This window comes from Streptomyces sp. WAC00040 (genome assembly GCF_056835925.1).
The window spans coordinates 2,769,461-2,782,852 of record NZ_JAKQZE010000001.1 but is presented as its reverse complement, the minus strand read 5'-3'; the positions used below and the strand labels follow the sequence as shown (position 1 = coordinate 2,782,852).

General features: G+C 70.4%; 11 protein-coding genes. 2 read left to right on the top strand and 9 right to left on the bottom strand.

All coding sequences use genetic code 11. The annotated features are described in order from the left end of the window. Nucleotides 1-50: 50 nt before the first annotated feature. From MDN94_RS13090 to MDN94_RS13060, 7 genes are all read right to left on the bottom strand, one after another. Nucleotides 51-2,429, bottom strand: coding sequence for a galactose oxidase family protein (locus tag MDN94_RS13090; protein ID WP_482727063.1), 2,379 nt, complete (start codon nucleotides 2,427-2,429; stop codon nucleotides 51-53). Between the two features lie 120 nt (nucleotides 2,430-2,549). Continuing rightward, on the bottom strand, nucleotides 2,550-3,755 hold the full coding sequence (locus tag MDN94_RS13085; RefSeq protein ID WP_482726006.1) for a glycosyltransferase: 1,206 nt from the start codon (nucleotides 3,753-3,755) through the stop codon (nucleotides 2,550-2,552). Then, nucleotides 3,752-5,425 (bottom strand): ArnT family glycosyltransferase, encoded by a 1,674-nt coding sequence (locus MDN94_RS13080; protein ID WP_482726005.1) that lies wholly within the window; start codon nucleotides 5,423-5,425, stop codon nucleotides 3,752-3,754. The genes MDN94_RS13085 and MDN94_RS13080 overlap by 4 nt, the downstream gene beginning before the upstream one ends. Continuing rightward, on the bottom strand, nucleotides 5,422-6,693 hold the full coding sequence (locus tag MDN94_RS13075) for a glycosyltransferase (RefSeq protein WP_482726004.1): 1,272 nt from the start codon (nucleotides 6,691-6,693) through the stop codon (nucleotides 5,422-5,424). The genes MDN94_RS13080 and MDN94_RS13075 overlap by 4 nt, the downstream gene beginning before the upstream one ends. Nucleotides 6,694-6,861: 168 nt before the next feature. Beyond that, entirely contained in the window at nucleotides 6,862-8,880 is a 2,019-nt protein-coding gene (locus MDN94_RS13070) for a thioredoxin domain-containing protein (RefSeq protein ID WP_482726003.1), read from the bottom strand. Nucleotides 8,881-9,003: 123 nt separating this feature from the next. After that, nucleotides 9,004-9,201, bottom strand: a complete 198-nt coding sequence (locus MDN94_RS13065) for a DUF397 domain-containing protein (RefSeq protein WP_482726002.1) — start codon at nucleotides 9,199-9,201, stop codon at nucleotides 9,004-9,006. Next, on the bottom strand, nucleotides 9,198-10,028 hold the full coding sequence (locus tag MDN94_RS13060; RefSeq protein WP_482726001.1) for a helix-turn-helix domain-containing protein: 831 nt from the start codon (nucleotides 10,026-10,028) through the stop codon (nucleotides 9,198-9,200). The genes MDN94_RS13065 and MDN94_RS13060 overlap by 4 nt, the downstream gene beginning before the upstream one ends. A gap of 131 nt (nucleotides 10,029-10,159) precedes the next feature. On the opposite strand from MDN94_RS13060, the gene MDN94_RS13055 reads away from it, so the two are divergent. Both MDN94_RS13055 and MDN94_RS13050 read left to right on the top strand, forming a co-directional pair. Further along, nucleotides 10,160-10,672: an ATP-binding protein gene (locus MDN94_RS13055; RefSeq protein ID WP_482726000.1), complete on the top strand. Its 513-nt coding sequence runs from the start codon at nucleotides 10,160-10,162 to the stop codon at nucleotides 10,670-10,672. 195 nt (nucleotides 10,673-10,867) lie between these two features. Then, nucleotides 10,868-11,743: a helix-turn-helix domain-containing protein gene (locus MDN94_RS13050; protein WP_482725999.1), complete on the top strand. Its 876-nt coding sequence runs from the start codon at nucleotides 10,868-10,870 to the stop codon at nucleotides 11,741-11,743. A 130-nt stretch (nucleotides 11,744-11,873) separates the two neighbouring features. On the opposite strand, the gene MDN94_RS13045 is transcribed toward MDN94_RS13050, so the two are convergent. Together MDN94_RS13045 and MDN94_RS13040 are read right to left on the bottom strand one after the other, a co-directional pair. Continuing rightward, entirely contained in the window at nucleotides 11,874-12,428 is a 555-nt protein-coding gene (locus tag MDN94_RS13045; RefSeq protein WP_482725998.1) for a dihydrofolate reductase family protein, read from the bottom strand. A 112-nt stretch (nucleotides 12,429-12,540) separates the two neighbouring features. Then, nucleotides 12,541-13,242 carry a helix-turn-helix domain-containing protein gene (locus MDN94_RS13040; protein ID WP_482725997.1) on the bottom strand — a complete coding sequence of 234 codons (702 nt, stop codon included), beginning with the start codon at nucleotides 13,240-13,242 and terminating at the stop codon, nucleotides 12,541-12,543. Nucleotides 13,243-13,392: the final 150 nt, after the last annotated feature.

The following is a 13,392-nucleotide window of genomic DNA, read 5'->3' as shown; positions in this document are numbered from 1 at the left end:
CTGTCCGCCGGCCGGCGGACAGGGCTCGCACACACGCGGCTCACCGGCCGTCACCTTCTGCGCACGTCCCCCTTCCCGCACGCCACGCCGTCCCGGTTCGGGTCGAGCCGCAGGGGGTCGTCCCCGCCGTTGACCTTCAGGCGGCCGTAGTCGTGCGCGGCGAGCCAGGCGCAGCGGCCCGCGGTGGTCGGCTTCACGGTTTTCGGGAAGGTGGTGGGGACGCAGACGCCCGCGTTGCCGTAATGCCGGTCGCAGCCCGCGATCCGCGGGTCGACGGGCACCGAACTCCGCTTCTTGAGCGCCTTCTTCGGTGCCCGGGTCAGATCGTCCGCGAAGTCGTGGACATGGGCGGAGGGATGGTCCGCCGCTGCCCGAGCCATGGTCGGCGGACCGCCGAGGTGCACCCACCGGGCCACCGACGGCACGCCGTTGGCGTCGACCGCGAAGAGCATGTACCAGCCCGGTGGCGCGAGGTTCGGGTTGCTCGTGACGTTCAGGTCGACGTTGTTGCCGTCGACCGTCATCGGCAGGTCCACGAACCGCTGGTTGGGGTCGGACGAGTGCGTGACCGCCGCCGGGCGGATCAACTCCGCCTTCGCGATCGGCCGGTCGACGGTGATCCGCTGGGTGTCGCCGTACGTCCACTGCCCGTCGATCACCGAAGTGATCTGCGGCCGGGCACCCTTGAGCAGGTACGGCGGCGTGTAGATGGACACGTTGTGGTTGTAGGTGCCGTTGCCGGGGTTGTCGCCGACGGACATGACGCGGCCGTCGGGCAGCAGGAAGGACGAGGAGTGGTAGCCGCGCGGGATCGGGTCGGTCGCGAGCCCCGCCTCGTAGGTGTTGGTCACCGGGTCGAAGAACGACGCCTCGTACACCGGGTCGGCCCGGTCGTGCAGGGCGCCGCCGGTCTCGAAGACCTTTCCGTCCGGGAGCAGGACGGCCGAGACGTACATCTTGCCCTCGGCGCCGGTCTGGGGCCGGCGGCCCTGACCCTGGTCGACCTCGCCCTGCGGCAGCAGCGGGCCGTGCACGTAAGCCGGGTTCGGCTGCTTGAGGTCGATGATGTCGGTGAAGCGGTTGGCGACCGGATTGGTCTCGTTGTTGCCGCCGCCGATCGTCAGCACCCGCTGGTCCTGCGCCGGCGGCAGCAGCACGCTCGCCGACTCGTCGCGTTCGTCCTTGGCCCGCAGGCCGGGGACGTCGGTGATGGTGTTGGCCTCGTAGTCGTAGATCGAGGCGCCGGTGCCGGGGGTGCCGTTGCCGAAGGTGTGGCTGCCGGAGTAGAAGAGGCGGCCGTCCTGCATGAGGATCATCGACGGGTACAGGCCCCAGTACGACCAGGTCTGGTTGACCTCGTTCATCGGGAGCCACTTGTTCTGTGCGGCGGAGAACTTCTCCGCGGTCACATTGCCGGTCGAGTCCTCCTTCAGGCCGCCGAAGGAGATGACGTCACCGTTGCCGAGGATGGTGGCCGACGGGTACCAGTGGCCGCCGTTCATGTCGTTGGTGCGCGTGTAGGTCTCGGTCTCCGGGTCGAAGACGAACGAGTCCTTCAGGCCCTGATAGCCGATCGAGCCGTCCGCCGACGGGTAGCCCTTGTTGCCCGACATGATCAGGATCTTGCCGTCCTGGAGCTGCACATGGCCCGCGCAGAACATGTCGACCGGCGTGGGAATCGTCTTGAAGGTGCCGGTCGCCGGATCGTAGACGGCCGAGGTGAAGGTGCCCGCCTCGAAGAGTGCCTCGTCGTTGCCCGAACCGGCGATGACGAGGACCTTGCCGTTGTGCATGACCACCGAGTGCATGGAGCGCACCGGGTTCTGCACCGGAAGGACGTCCCAGCGGCCCTTGAGGCACTCCTGCGGCGTTCCGGTGCAGGTGGGCTCCGGAGGCGGGACCGAGACCTCCTCCATCACGTAGTCGTCGGTGGTGACCGAGCCCGTGCCGTACACGGACACGCCCCACGCGATCCGGTCGGTGCCCGGCGGGACGGCCGGGGTGCGGACCTCGGCCCGCTGGTAACCGGCGCTCATCTCCAGGGTCTTCAGGTCCGTCCAGTACTGCCAGCCGGCCGTGGTGTCGTGCCGGAAGAGCGTGACGGAGGTGTCCGGGGTGGTCGACTTGTACCAGAGCGAGAGGTCGTACTGCCGGTCCGGCGTCACCTGCGGCGCGCAGGCCGTGGTCTCGGTGATCAGTGCCTTGCGGTCGCCGTCGACACGGCGGGTCAGCGAGACCTTCATCGCCTTGGTGCCGGAGTGGGCGTCGGCGACCGTCTCGAACGTGAAGTCGTTGTCACCCCAGCCGGACTTGGACCAGCAGGCCGGCATGTCACCCGTGCCCGCCGTCTCGAAGCCCGGGTTGGAGACCAGGTTGGGCGGACCGGCCTGGGCCGTCTGCGGGACGGACATCAGCAGCGCCGTGGTCATGGCGCCGACGGCGAGCAGGGCGGTTCTGCGTCTGCGTCGGCGGGAGATCCGGAGCGGTGGCGGCATGAGCGGGTTCCCTTCGTGCGGCTCTCTTCCGGGGTGATGACGGTGGGGGGTGGATCAGGAGCCGGCGACCCGCGCGTCCGGCCGGACGGCGTGCGGGGCGCCTTTCCTGCGCGGCAGATAGACCAGGGCCTCCGTCGCGGCGAAGCGCACGACGAACGTGGTCAGCAGCGCGAGCGCCGTCGCCGGAAGCACCGCCATGTCCAGCCAGGACACGAACAGCGCGATCAGCGGGATCCGCAGCAGCAGGTCGGCGTTGGCCAGCAGTGCGAAGCGGCCGGCCCGGTCCGCCCAGTGCCGGTGGCGTCTGCGGTCGCGGAACAGCAGCACCTCGATGAGCAGGAAGTTCCAGGCCACACCGAACTGGTTGGCCACGACCTCGGCCGGCAGGTAGTGCATGCCGGCGCCGGTCAGCACATGCAGCGCCAAGAGGTTCGGTACGAACCCGGTCAGCCCGATCAGACCGAACGCGACCATCCTGGCCATCGCGGACGCGGTGCGCAGCCCGCTGAGATGACCGAGGAACCGCATGCCCTCCTTCGCCGTCGACTTCGACTCGCCGGCGAACCGGTCCTGGAAGACGAACGGCACCTCGGCGACCGTCTCCGGGCGGCAGCGCACCGCCAGTTCCAGCAGGATCTTGTAGCCGAGCGGCTTCAGCGCGTCGGCCGTCACCACACTGCGCCGGATCGCGAAGAAACCGCTCATCGGATCGCTGATGCCGCGCAGCCGCCGCGGGAACAGTGCCTTGGTCAGCCACGTCGCGCCGCGCGAGACGGCGATACGGTAACCGCCGGCGAGGCCCTCGCGGCTGCCGCCGCGGATGTAGCGGCTGGCGACGACCAGGTCCGCGCCCGCGCGTTCGCCCGCCGCGACCAGGTCCGGTACCAGGGCGGGGGGATGCTGGAGGTCGGCGTCCATGACGACGATCCAGTCGGAGCCCGCCCTCCGCATTCCTTCGACGACGGCCCCGCCGAGGCCGCCGTCCGGAGTGTCCCGGTGCAGCACGTCGACCGGGAACGGGCAGTCCTGGGCGGCGCTGCGGATCACGTCCGGGGTGTCGTCGGTCGAGTCGTCGACGAACAGCACCTCGCAGGGCAGCCGGGACGGCACCGAGTCGGTGAGTCTGCGCAGCAGTTCACGGATGTTGCCGGACTCGTTGTAGGTGGGGACGACGATGGTGACGGCGCCGGGTTCGGCGACCTGGGTAGCACTCAGCTCCGGATCGCCGAGTTCCTCGGCGCCCGTACGGGGGGTGGTCACAGTTCGCCTCCAGCGATCCTGCGGATCTCGATACGGTCCTCGCCCGTGCCGAAGACGGCGACCGGCGTCGAGTGTTCGAGCGCGGACTTGACGTTGGGCAGGTCGACGGCGTCACGCCGTACGGTCGGTGACGACACGACGTAGTCGAGGTCGCGCCAGCCGCGCGGCATCGTCTTCGCCACCGCCGGGTCGAGGTCCGCCTTGTAGAACCAGATCGCCCCGGTGCCGGGCTCGAAACCGTCGTGCACGAGATCCAGCCAGAGGGCGTCGTCGACGAGCACGCGGGTGCCGGCCGGGTCGTCGACCTCGTTCTGCATCCACGCGGCCGCGGCGCGATAGGGGGCGTTGGCGTCGACGGTGAGCGCGGTCCGGTTGCCGTCGTACCAGCGGGGAGCGACGTACCCGGCCGCCGCCACGGCCAGCAGGGCCGCCGCGGTGAGGCGTGCGGCGCGCGCCCGGGCGAGCGGGGTGGACAGGCCGGGCCGGGCGGGCGCCGCGCCCGGGTTGCCGCGGCCGAGCACGGCGTGGGCCACGCCGGCCGCCGCTGCCGCAAGCACCAGCGCGAGGAACGGCAGCGCCTGGATCACGTACATCGCCGGGAGGTAGCCCGAGGGCCGCATCGCGACGACCGCGAGGATCGCCACCACCAGCGCCGGGCCGGCGAGTGCCCGTGCCGTGACCGACCAGCGGACCGTGACGAGTAGGAACACCGCGCCGGCCAGTCCGCCCAGCGGCAGAACGGTGTCGTAGTAGAGCCAGGAGGTGAGGACCCCGTGGGAGCCGGTGCCCTCGTCGAGGATGAACCCGGAACCGGGCCGGCTCATCTGGTAAGTGATGCCGTCGATCAGAGACACATGGCCGGCGCCGGGGAACAGTTCGCTGTTCAGCAGCGCGTACAGCGGATACGACAGGCCGATCAGCGCGCAGGCCGTGATCGCTCCGGTCACCGCGAACTTACGGGTGTCGCGGTGGCTGTGCCGCCACATAGTCACCAGCAGCGCGGGCAGCACCACCAGCATGGTCTCCTTGGTCAGCACGGAGACGGCGGCGGTGAGCCCCGCGGCGAAGTGGTGCCACAGGTGCCGGCTGGGCGACGCGGCCAGGCAGAACGCCAGCAGCATCCACATCACGGCGATGTTGTCGAGGAAGATCTCGCGCTGCAGCACGACGGACAGCGGCGAGAGACCGAAGAGGGCCATCGCCAGCCCGGCCGCCCATCGCGGCAGGAACAGCCGGCGCGCCAGCACGTACAGCAGCACCGCGCACGCCGCGCTGACCGCCAGCATCGCGAACCGCATGGAGGCGACGCTCATCGTCTCCGGGGCGATCAGCGAGGGTATCCAGGTCAGGAACGCTATCTGTATCCAGCCGAGCGGCGGATGGTCGTACCAGTACGTGTAGTGGGCGAGCCCTTCGCCCTGCTGGACCGCCCACGCCTGGGCGAGGTAGGTGCCCTCGTCGTCGCTGAGCGTAGGGAACTGGGTGATGTTCCAGCCCTGCACGAGCAGGATCACGCACAGGAGCGCGCCGCACAGCAACAGGTCGGGCCGCGATGTGCGGAACCGTACGACCGGGCGGACGTACGCGGGCGCGGTGGTGGCCTTCGCCTTCGCGGGTGCGGCGGATACCGGCTCGGTGGCTTCAGGGGCCGGAGGCAGTGTGGTCGTCACCGCAGGGCGTCCTCTCTGGTCCCGGACACCTCGGTGAGGTGCGCGCCTACATGGCTGGTGAGTTCCCACTCGTTACGGCCGCGCTGCTCCCGCCAGACCGCGCGCACGGCGGCGCCGGCGAGGAGGATCTGGTAGAAGGGGCCGCCGACGACGAGCTTGACGTAGTGGATCGCACGGACCCGCAGGCCGTACTGCTTGCCGAAGTCGTGCAGTCCGACGATCTCGAAGACGAAGGTGACCATCGCCGTGATCAGCGGCAGGAAGGTCACGATGGCGACCCCCACCGGCACGTCGAGGAAGAGCGCGATCGCGACGTTGACCGGGATGACCACACCCGAGTACGCCTGGAGGAACGGCGTCATCAGGGTGTAGCGGGCCAGCATGCGCTGCCCGCGCCCGGGCAGTTGCTTCCAGTCCTTCTTCCGGTAGACCTGAAGGAACCCCTGGTTCCAGCGGGTGCGCTGCTTGAGCAGGCTCATCAAAGTGCCCGGGGTCTCCTCCCGGGTGACCATGTCGCTGTCGTACGCGACGACGACCTTCTTGCCGACGGACGACAGCCGCACGCCCAGGTCGCAGTCCTCCGCGAGGCAGTTCGGGTCCCAGCCGCCGGCCTCGCGCAGCACCGGGGTGCGTACGAAGACGGTGTTGCCGCCGAGCGGGATGAAGCCCTTCTGCGCGTGCAGGTGGAGCCTGCTGCGGAACCAGAAGAAGTACTCCAGGCAGTTGCGCAGGCTGTACCAGCTGGAGTGGAAGTTGATCAGCTGGACCCCGCCCTGCACCACGTCGGCGCCGGTGGAGGTGAAGGCGTGGTCGACGTGGGCCAGCAGCTCCGGGTGAACCTGGTCCTCGGCGTCGAACACCCCGACGATGTCGCCGCGGCAGTGCGGCAGTGCCGTGTTGAGCGCTTTCGGTTTGTTCTTGGTCTCGTGCGTGTCGGTGATGACCCGCACCCGCACGGGATCGCGGGCGGCGGCGCGTTCGGCGACCGCCGCGGTCTCCGGGTCGTCGTGTCCGACGATCACGATGATCTCGAAGTTGGAGTGGCTGGACTCCAGCAGCCGCTCGATGGTGTGCTCCAGCACCGCCTGCTCGTGGCGGGCCGGCAGCAGCAGCGAGAAGGAGAGACCGACCCCTCCGTCGGGCCGGTCGAACCGTGTCGCCGCGAGAGTCTCCGGCGTACGCCAGGCGTGCATCTGCCACCACAGCGTGAACGCCGCCATCCAGAAGAGCGCCACGGAAATGGCAGCAATGAACAGCGATATGAGCATTAATGGCCCCCCTGCCACTGTGCCGCGGCAGGACCCCCCTGGCCGTCGGCACGTACTTCCCCCACGCGCGTCACTCCCCAGTACGCGCGCCAACTCATCTGCGTTCAGGACAATAGAGGCGGAGGATTTCGTTCCGGGGCCCGACGGATAAATTCAGCTGTTCTCGTCTCAGTCGGTGAGTTTCCGGGCAAGTTCTGTTGCGTTTGTGGTCGGTGAATCGCACACGAAACCACGGCAGACGTAAGCGGCCGAACTGCCGTTCACCAAAGGACGGTCCCGCAGCAACGGAAACTCGTCGCTGCCCGGCTCCCCCACCGCGACCGCCGCCCCCGGCGCCGTGCCCATCAGTGCCGTCAGATGCAGCTCCCGCGTCGCCGGGTCGCCCTGGGGGCCGACGACCGCCACCTCGCGCGGTCCGTCCAGCAGCGCCTCCGCGACGGCGAGACCCCAGCCGACGAACCGCGGGGCACGCGGACCGAGCCCCTTCACCACGCCCAGCGCCCCTTCCGCCGCGGTGCGATGGCCCTCCGAGCCGGTGTGCGCGGCGTACGTCAGCAGCGCGCCGGCCGCCGCCGACCAGCCCGAGGGAGCAGCGTTGTCCGTGGGGTCCTGCGGGCGGCGGATCAGGGGCTCCGCGTCGTGGGCGGTGTCGTACAGCTGGCCGCCCTCTCCCGTGAACCGGTCCATGACCATGTCCAGCAGGAAGCCCGCGAACTCCAGCCAGCTGCCCTCGCCGCCGACCGCCGCGAGCGCCAAGAAGCCCTCCGCGACGTCCGCGTAGTCCTCCAGCACACCGGCGTTCGCCCCGGCCGTGCCGTCCTTGGACGTGCGGTGCAGGCGGATTCCACCCGCCTCGAAGTCCATGTGCACCCGCACCAGCAGGTCCGCGGCCTCCGTGGCGCGCTCGACGAGGTCCGGCCGGCCGAAGAACGCGCCGGTCTCGGCGAGCGCGGCGATCGCGAGCCCGTTCCAGGCGGCCACCACCTTGTCGTCGCGTCCCGGGCGCGGCCGCTCCTCACGGGCCGCGAGGAGCCGGGCGCGCAGGTCCGCGTCCGGTTCGCCGACGGGCAGTCGCAGCACCGACGAACCCTCCTCGAAGGTGCCCTCCTCGGTCACCGCGAAGAGCTCCGCCGCCCGTGCACCGTCCTCGTCGCCGAGCACCTCGCGCAGCTCCGCGGGTGTCCACACGTAGAAGGCGCCCTCGGCGTGGCCGCCGTCCGCCGTGTCGCTGTCCGCGTCCAGCGCGGAGGCGAAGCCGCCCTCCGACGTCCGCATCTCGCGCACCAGGAAGTCGGCGGTCTCCAGCGCGACCCGCTTGGCCAGATCGCTGCCCGTGGCACGCCACAGGTGGGCGTAGACCCGGCACAGCAGGGCGTTGTCGTACAGCATCTTCTCGAAGTGCGGGACGACCCACTCGCGGTCCACCGAGTAGCGGGCGAACCCGCCGCCGAGCTGGTCGTAGATGCCGCCGCGGGCCATCGCCTCGCAGGTGTCGGCGGCCATCTGCAGCGCACCCTCGGCGCCCGTGCGCGCGTGGTGCCGCAGCAGGAACTCCAGGACCATCGACGGCGGGAACTTCGGCGCACCGCCGAAGCCGCCGTGCCGCTCGTCGTAGTCACGGGTCAGTCCGAGCAGGCCCTGTGCCAGTTCCTCCTCGCCGGGCACCCCGTCGCCGCCGACCACCAGCGACCGCGCGGCCAGATCGGAGGCGATCCGCTGCGCGACCTCCCCGACCTCGTCCCGTCGGCCGGTCCAGGCGTCGCTGACGCCCTCCAGCACCTGCCGGAAGGACGGCATGCCGTGGCGGGGCTCGGGCGGGAAGTAGGTCCCGAAGTAGAAGGGCTTCCCGTCGGCCGTCATCCACACGGACATCGGCCAGCCGCCCTGCCCGGTAGCGGCCTGCACGGCCTCCATGTAGACGGCGTCGACGTCCGGCCGCTCCTCGCGGTCGACCTTGATGTTGACGAAGTGCTCGTTCATGTACGCGGCGGTCCCCGCGTCCTCGAAGCTCTCGTGCGCGAGGACATGGCACCAGTGGCAGCTGCTGTACCCGACGCTCAGGAAGACCGGCACGCCGCGCCGCCTCGCCTCCTCGAAGGCAGCGGGCTCCCACTGCCACCAGTGGACGGGGTTGTCGGCGTGCTGGAGGAGGTAGGGGGACGTGGCCTGCGCAAGTCGGTTCGCCATACCTCCATCCTTGCGCACGGCGACCGGGGACGCGGCGCGGCACCTCGGGGCGTGGCGCCGGCCGTCACCGCCGGCGGTCCGGTCAGGGGCGCCGGTGTCGTCCCAGCCCCCCGGCCCGGAAGGTCAGCGCCGGCCGGTACGCGCGACGAAGGCGGTCCACGCGTCCCGGCCGAGGGTGAGGGCGGGCAGTGACGTGTCCTTGGAGTCGCGGACGTGGACGGCGAGGGGGGTGGTGGCGACCTCGACGCAACTGGAGTCCGGTTCGCTGCTGCTGTAGCTGCTCTTCGACCACCGCAACGAGGGTGCGGGTGTGTCGGTCATGTCTCCCCCAGCACTTTTTCGATGAAGGCCAGAGACTCATGAGGAGTCAGCGCCTGTGCCCGGATGATTCCATACTGGATTTCGAGCGGCTGCACCTCCTGCGGGTGCGAGACCAGGCGCGAGAACCGCTGTACGTCGACATGACCGACCGTCGATCCGTCCTTGATCTTGAGCAGCTGGAAGGGCCCTGCCATTCCTGCGTGATCGCGCCTCTCGGTCGGCATGACCTGGATCTCGACATGCCGAAGGCTGCCGATCTCCAGCAGTCGCTCCAACTGTCGACGCCATACCGCCTGGCCTCCGAGAGGGCGGCGGAGCGTCACTTCCTCCTGCACGAAGCTGATGATCGGCGCAGGGTGGTTGGTATAGACGGACTGCCGAGCGATGCGCGCCGCCACGCCTTGCTCCACCACTTCATCGCTGAGGACCGGGCGACGCATGTGGAACAGTGCGCGGGCGTACTCCTCGGTCTGCAACAAGCCGTGCACGTTATGGCTTTCGTACGCCCCCAACTCGACCGCTTCGTTCTCCAGCCTGGCCAGATCACGGACCCTTTTCGGATAGCGGGCCTCGGCGACGTCCTGCTTCATCGCCGCGATGATGCCGCCCGCGTCCAGCACCTCGTCCGCCTTGTCGAGGAACTCGGGCTTCGGCACGCGTCGTCCGCGCTCTACGGACGACACCTGTTCCTCGCCGTAGCCGATCGCCGCGCCGAGTTCGCTCTGGCGGAGTCCGGCTCGCTCACGCCACGCCTTGATCTGGCGGCCCACGGCCTTCAGGACGGCAACGGACTCGTCATCGGCGGCGTGGCTGGTCACATCCTCCATGGGCATGGCCTTTCGCAGTGGGCACTTGACCGGCGTACAGCCCGGACAGCACCCGCCCGCCCCCGGACAGAAGCGGCACGTCCTGCCGCCGAGACTGTTCAGCCTATGCACGGGCGACCACGCTGAGTGACGTGAACCAGGAAATCACCCGAACCGGCACCTCCGCTCCCGAGGCCGTCCCCGTTCCCGTCCGACACGTCACCATGATGCTGTCCGCCACCCACCGAGGCGCACACCTCGCCCGGCGGCTGGCCGTCGCGCATCTCGCGGACTGGGGGCGGCCGTGCGATTCGGCCGCCCAGATCGTCGCCGAGCTGGCCGCCAACGCGATCACCCTCGGGCGCGCCCCGGGGCGGGACTTCCGCATGAGCCTGACGCTGGCCGCCGACGGCACCGTACGGATCGAGGTGACGGATGCGCGCGGTGAACGGCTGCCCGTCACCACCGCGCCCGCCCCGCACGCGGAGTCGGGGCGCGGACTGCTGCTCGTAGCGGCGCTGGCGGACCGGTGGGGCGTCACGGAGGGTCCTGCGCCGTGCAAGACGGTCTGGGCCGAATTGAACCAACTCGCCCCGGTCGAACCGGAACAGGGGTGCCGCGTCGCGGTGGAGCGCGACCCGGTCTCCCGCGCGGTCAAGGAGTAAAGAATCTGGGAGAGAACCCTCCCTACCCACCCCCGCCCCCTGCGTCACCCGCTCGGGTGATTGAGGCCAACCCGGCTGGCGCATATGCCCGTTCGCGGTGCACGCTCGGCACACAACCTCACAAACGCAACGGCCCCCGGCCGGGACGGGCATCCCGATCGAGGGCCTCACCACCCAGGAAGTCGAGCCTTCCCGATGGCTGATCCGCAGCTTAACGCGCTCCCGCGCGCCCTGTCCCTCGTTCCCACCTCCGGTGTCCGGCACGTCAACGTCCGCCACCCGGAGCGCTTCACCGTGGTCGGGAACCACCTCGCGCAGCACGAGAACCTGTCCCTCACGGCCATCGGACTGGCCACCCACGTCCAGTCCCTCAAGGCCGGGACGGTCATCTCCATCCGGGCCCTCGCCCAGCGTTTCCCCGAGAGCGAGAAGCGCATCGGCGACGCCTTCAACGAACTGGAGGCGGAGGGGTACATCGCCCGGATCCGTGTCCGGCTCCCGTCCGGCGCTCTGGTGACCGTCACCGTCTCGTACAACAACCCGCCCGCGATGCGGGACCGGGTGCCGGCCGACGACGCGCCCGCCCGGCCGGAACCGGTCACGGAGCCGCCCCCGGCAGCGGCCCCCGCTCCGGCCCCGGTTCCCGCCCGGGCATCTGCCCCACCTGCGCCCGTGCCGACGCCGCCGGTACCCGAACCGGTGAGCCCGGCGGCCCACCGCCTGCTCGCCGGGCTGCGCGCCACCGACCCCCGCCTGCTGCTCTCCGTCCCGGACATCCGCCGTCTCGCGCCGGGCGTGGACCGCTGGCTGGATCGCGGCATCGACCCCAAGGCCGTCCACCGCACGCTCACCGCCGCCCTTCCGGACGGGCCGATCTTCCGCCCGGCGGGGCTGCTCGCCCACCGCCTCACGACCCTCCTCCCACCCCCGCTCCCGGCGGCGGCACCGGCCGCGCCGCGCCCCGACCCCCTCCAGAACTGCGACGACTGCGACCGGGCCTTCCGCGCGCCCGGACCCGGCCGTTGCCGCGCCTGCGAGCCCACGCCGCACGCCATCGGCGCGGCGGCGTGAAGAGACGCCCAACCGGGACGGGGACGTGTTCACCGGCGTGGTGAGGGCCGTCGCGCCCTTCACCGTCGAGGTCGACCTCGACGCGCTCTGAGTGCGCGCCGGCGAACCCGCCCGCCCGGCCCGCGCCCGGTCAGCGCACCGGGCGGTAGGTCGCGATGATCACACCGCTGCTCGTCGGCTCGGCGCTCACCAGCTCGAGCTTCTTCATCGCGGCGTCGTCGGCGAACAGCTTCTTGCGCCCCTCTCCGGCCACCACCGGGTGGATCAGCAGGACCAGCTCGTCCAGCAGGTCCTGCTCCAGCAGCGAGCGCACCAGCGTCGGGCTGCCGGCGACGGTGATGTCCTTGCCCTCGCCCGACTTGAGTTCCTCGACCGCAGCCGCGAGATCCCCCTTGACCAGCGTGCTGTTCGACCAGTCGTCGACGCCGTCAAGCGTCGAGGAGAACACGTACTTCGGCGATTCGTTGATCCACTTGGCGAAGCCGGCGTCCTCGCCGCTGGTCACGGTGGGCCAGTACCCGGCCCATTCGGTGAACGTCACCCGGCCCAGCAGGATCGTGTCGGCCGTCTCCAGCGTGTTGGCCATCGCCGCGCCCATCTGCTCGTCGAACGCGAACTGCCACTCGTTGGGGGCCTGTGCGACACCGTCGAGCGAGATGAACAGACCCGAGACAACCTTGCGCATGATTCCTCCATGATGAGTGCGGAGTCCGCCTCCGTGCCGGCCCTGACGGCGCTCCGGCCGGGACGGGCCGGCCCCTTCGGCCACGTCGTGAACACTAGGCCGGGGCCGCGGCTCAGGTCTTGTACAGAAGCGACAGCGGCTCCGCGTGGTCCGGGACACTCAGCCGAGTGGCGCTCCGGCCGATGTACCGACTCAAGGACCGTGCCAGGTGCGGCTGGTCGAAGAACCCCAGCCGGTGGACGACGTCCTGGGCCGGCACCCCCTCCTGGACCAGTACCGCGGCCTGCCGTGCGCGCTGGATCTGCCGGACGGCGCCCTGTGTCAGGCCCGTCGCCGCGACGAAACGCCGCTGCAGGGTGCGGTCGGAGACGTCCGGACGGGCGCCGCCGAGCACAGCGGGCACGATCGGGTCCTGGTCCACGATCCCCTCCCGCACCATCCGCAGGACGAACGCCTCCGCGTTGTCGTAGTCCGGCACGTGCCAGGCCGAACCCTTCAGCCAGAGCGAACGTCGCGTCACGTCGGGGATCTCCGCGTTGCCGCCCACGAGACTGCTCACAGGGAGGTGCGGCATCGAGGTACCCAGCGCGAAACTGATCCCGAAGAAGACCGCGTCATCCGGCACCGGCGCCTGGGACGCCCTCGGCTCCGGGCCCAGCACGGCGGCCTGTGCCCGGCCCTGGTGCTCCCAGAACACCAGCTCCCAGTGGGCCGTCGCGACCGACATCATCCGGGCGACGTCGTCGCTCCGGCTGCGCCACACCCGCTCGATGTACGGCAGCTCCGACGTCCGGCTCTCGATCACCAGACTCATCCCGGTCCCTTTCGCACGGCCCGGACCCCGAAATCCCGGAATCCCGGAAGAGCTGCCAGTCTGACACCCCCGCTCACCCCCTCCCCCGCCGGAACCCCTCGCACTTCCTCCCCACGCCGACGACACTTGACGGGCCGATGGATGGGTAGC

Coding starts and splice junctions, on each gene's coding strand:
- MDN94_RS13090 (WP_482727063.1), bottom strand. CDS start 2,429: ATGACCACGGCGCTGCTGATGTCCGTCCCGCAGACGGCCCAGGCCGGT.
- MDN94_RS13075 (WP_482726004.1), bottom strand. CDS start 6,693: ATGCTCATATCGCTGTTCATTGCTGCCATTTCCGTGGCGCTCTTCTGG.
- MDN94_RS13070 (WP_482726003.1), bottom strand. CDS start 8,880: ATGGCGAACCGACTTGCGCAGGCCACGTCCCCCTACCTCCTCCAGCAC.
- MDN94_RS13065 (WP_482726002.1), bottom strand. CDS start 9,201: ATGACCGACACACCCGCACCCTCGTTGCGGTGGTCGAAGAGCAGCTAC.
- MDN94_RS13060 (WP_482726001.1), bottom strand. CDS start 10,028: ATGGAGGATGTGACCAGCCACGCCGCCGATGACGAGTCCGTTGCCGTC.
- MDN94_RS13050 (WP_482725999.1), top strand. CDS start 10,868: ATGGCTGATCCGCAGCTTAACGCGCTCCCGCGCGCCCTGTCCCTCGTT.
- MDN94_RS13045 (WP_482725998.1), bottom strand. CDS start 12,428: ATGCGCAAGGTTGTCTCGGGTCTGTTCATCTCGCTCGACGGTGTCGCA.
- MDN94_RS13040 (WP_482725997.1), bottom strand. CDS start 13,242: ATGAGTCTGGTGATCGAGAGCCGGACGTCGGAGCTGCCGTACATCGAG.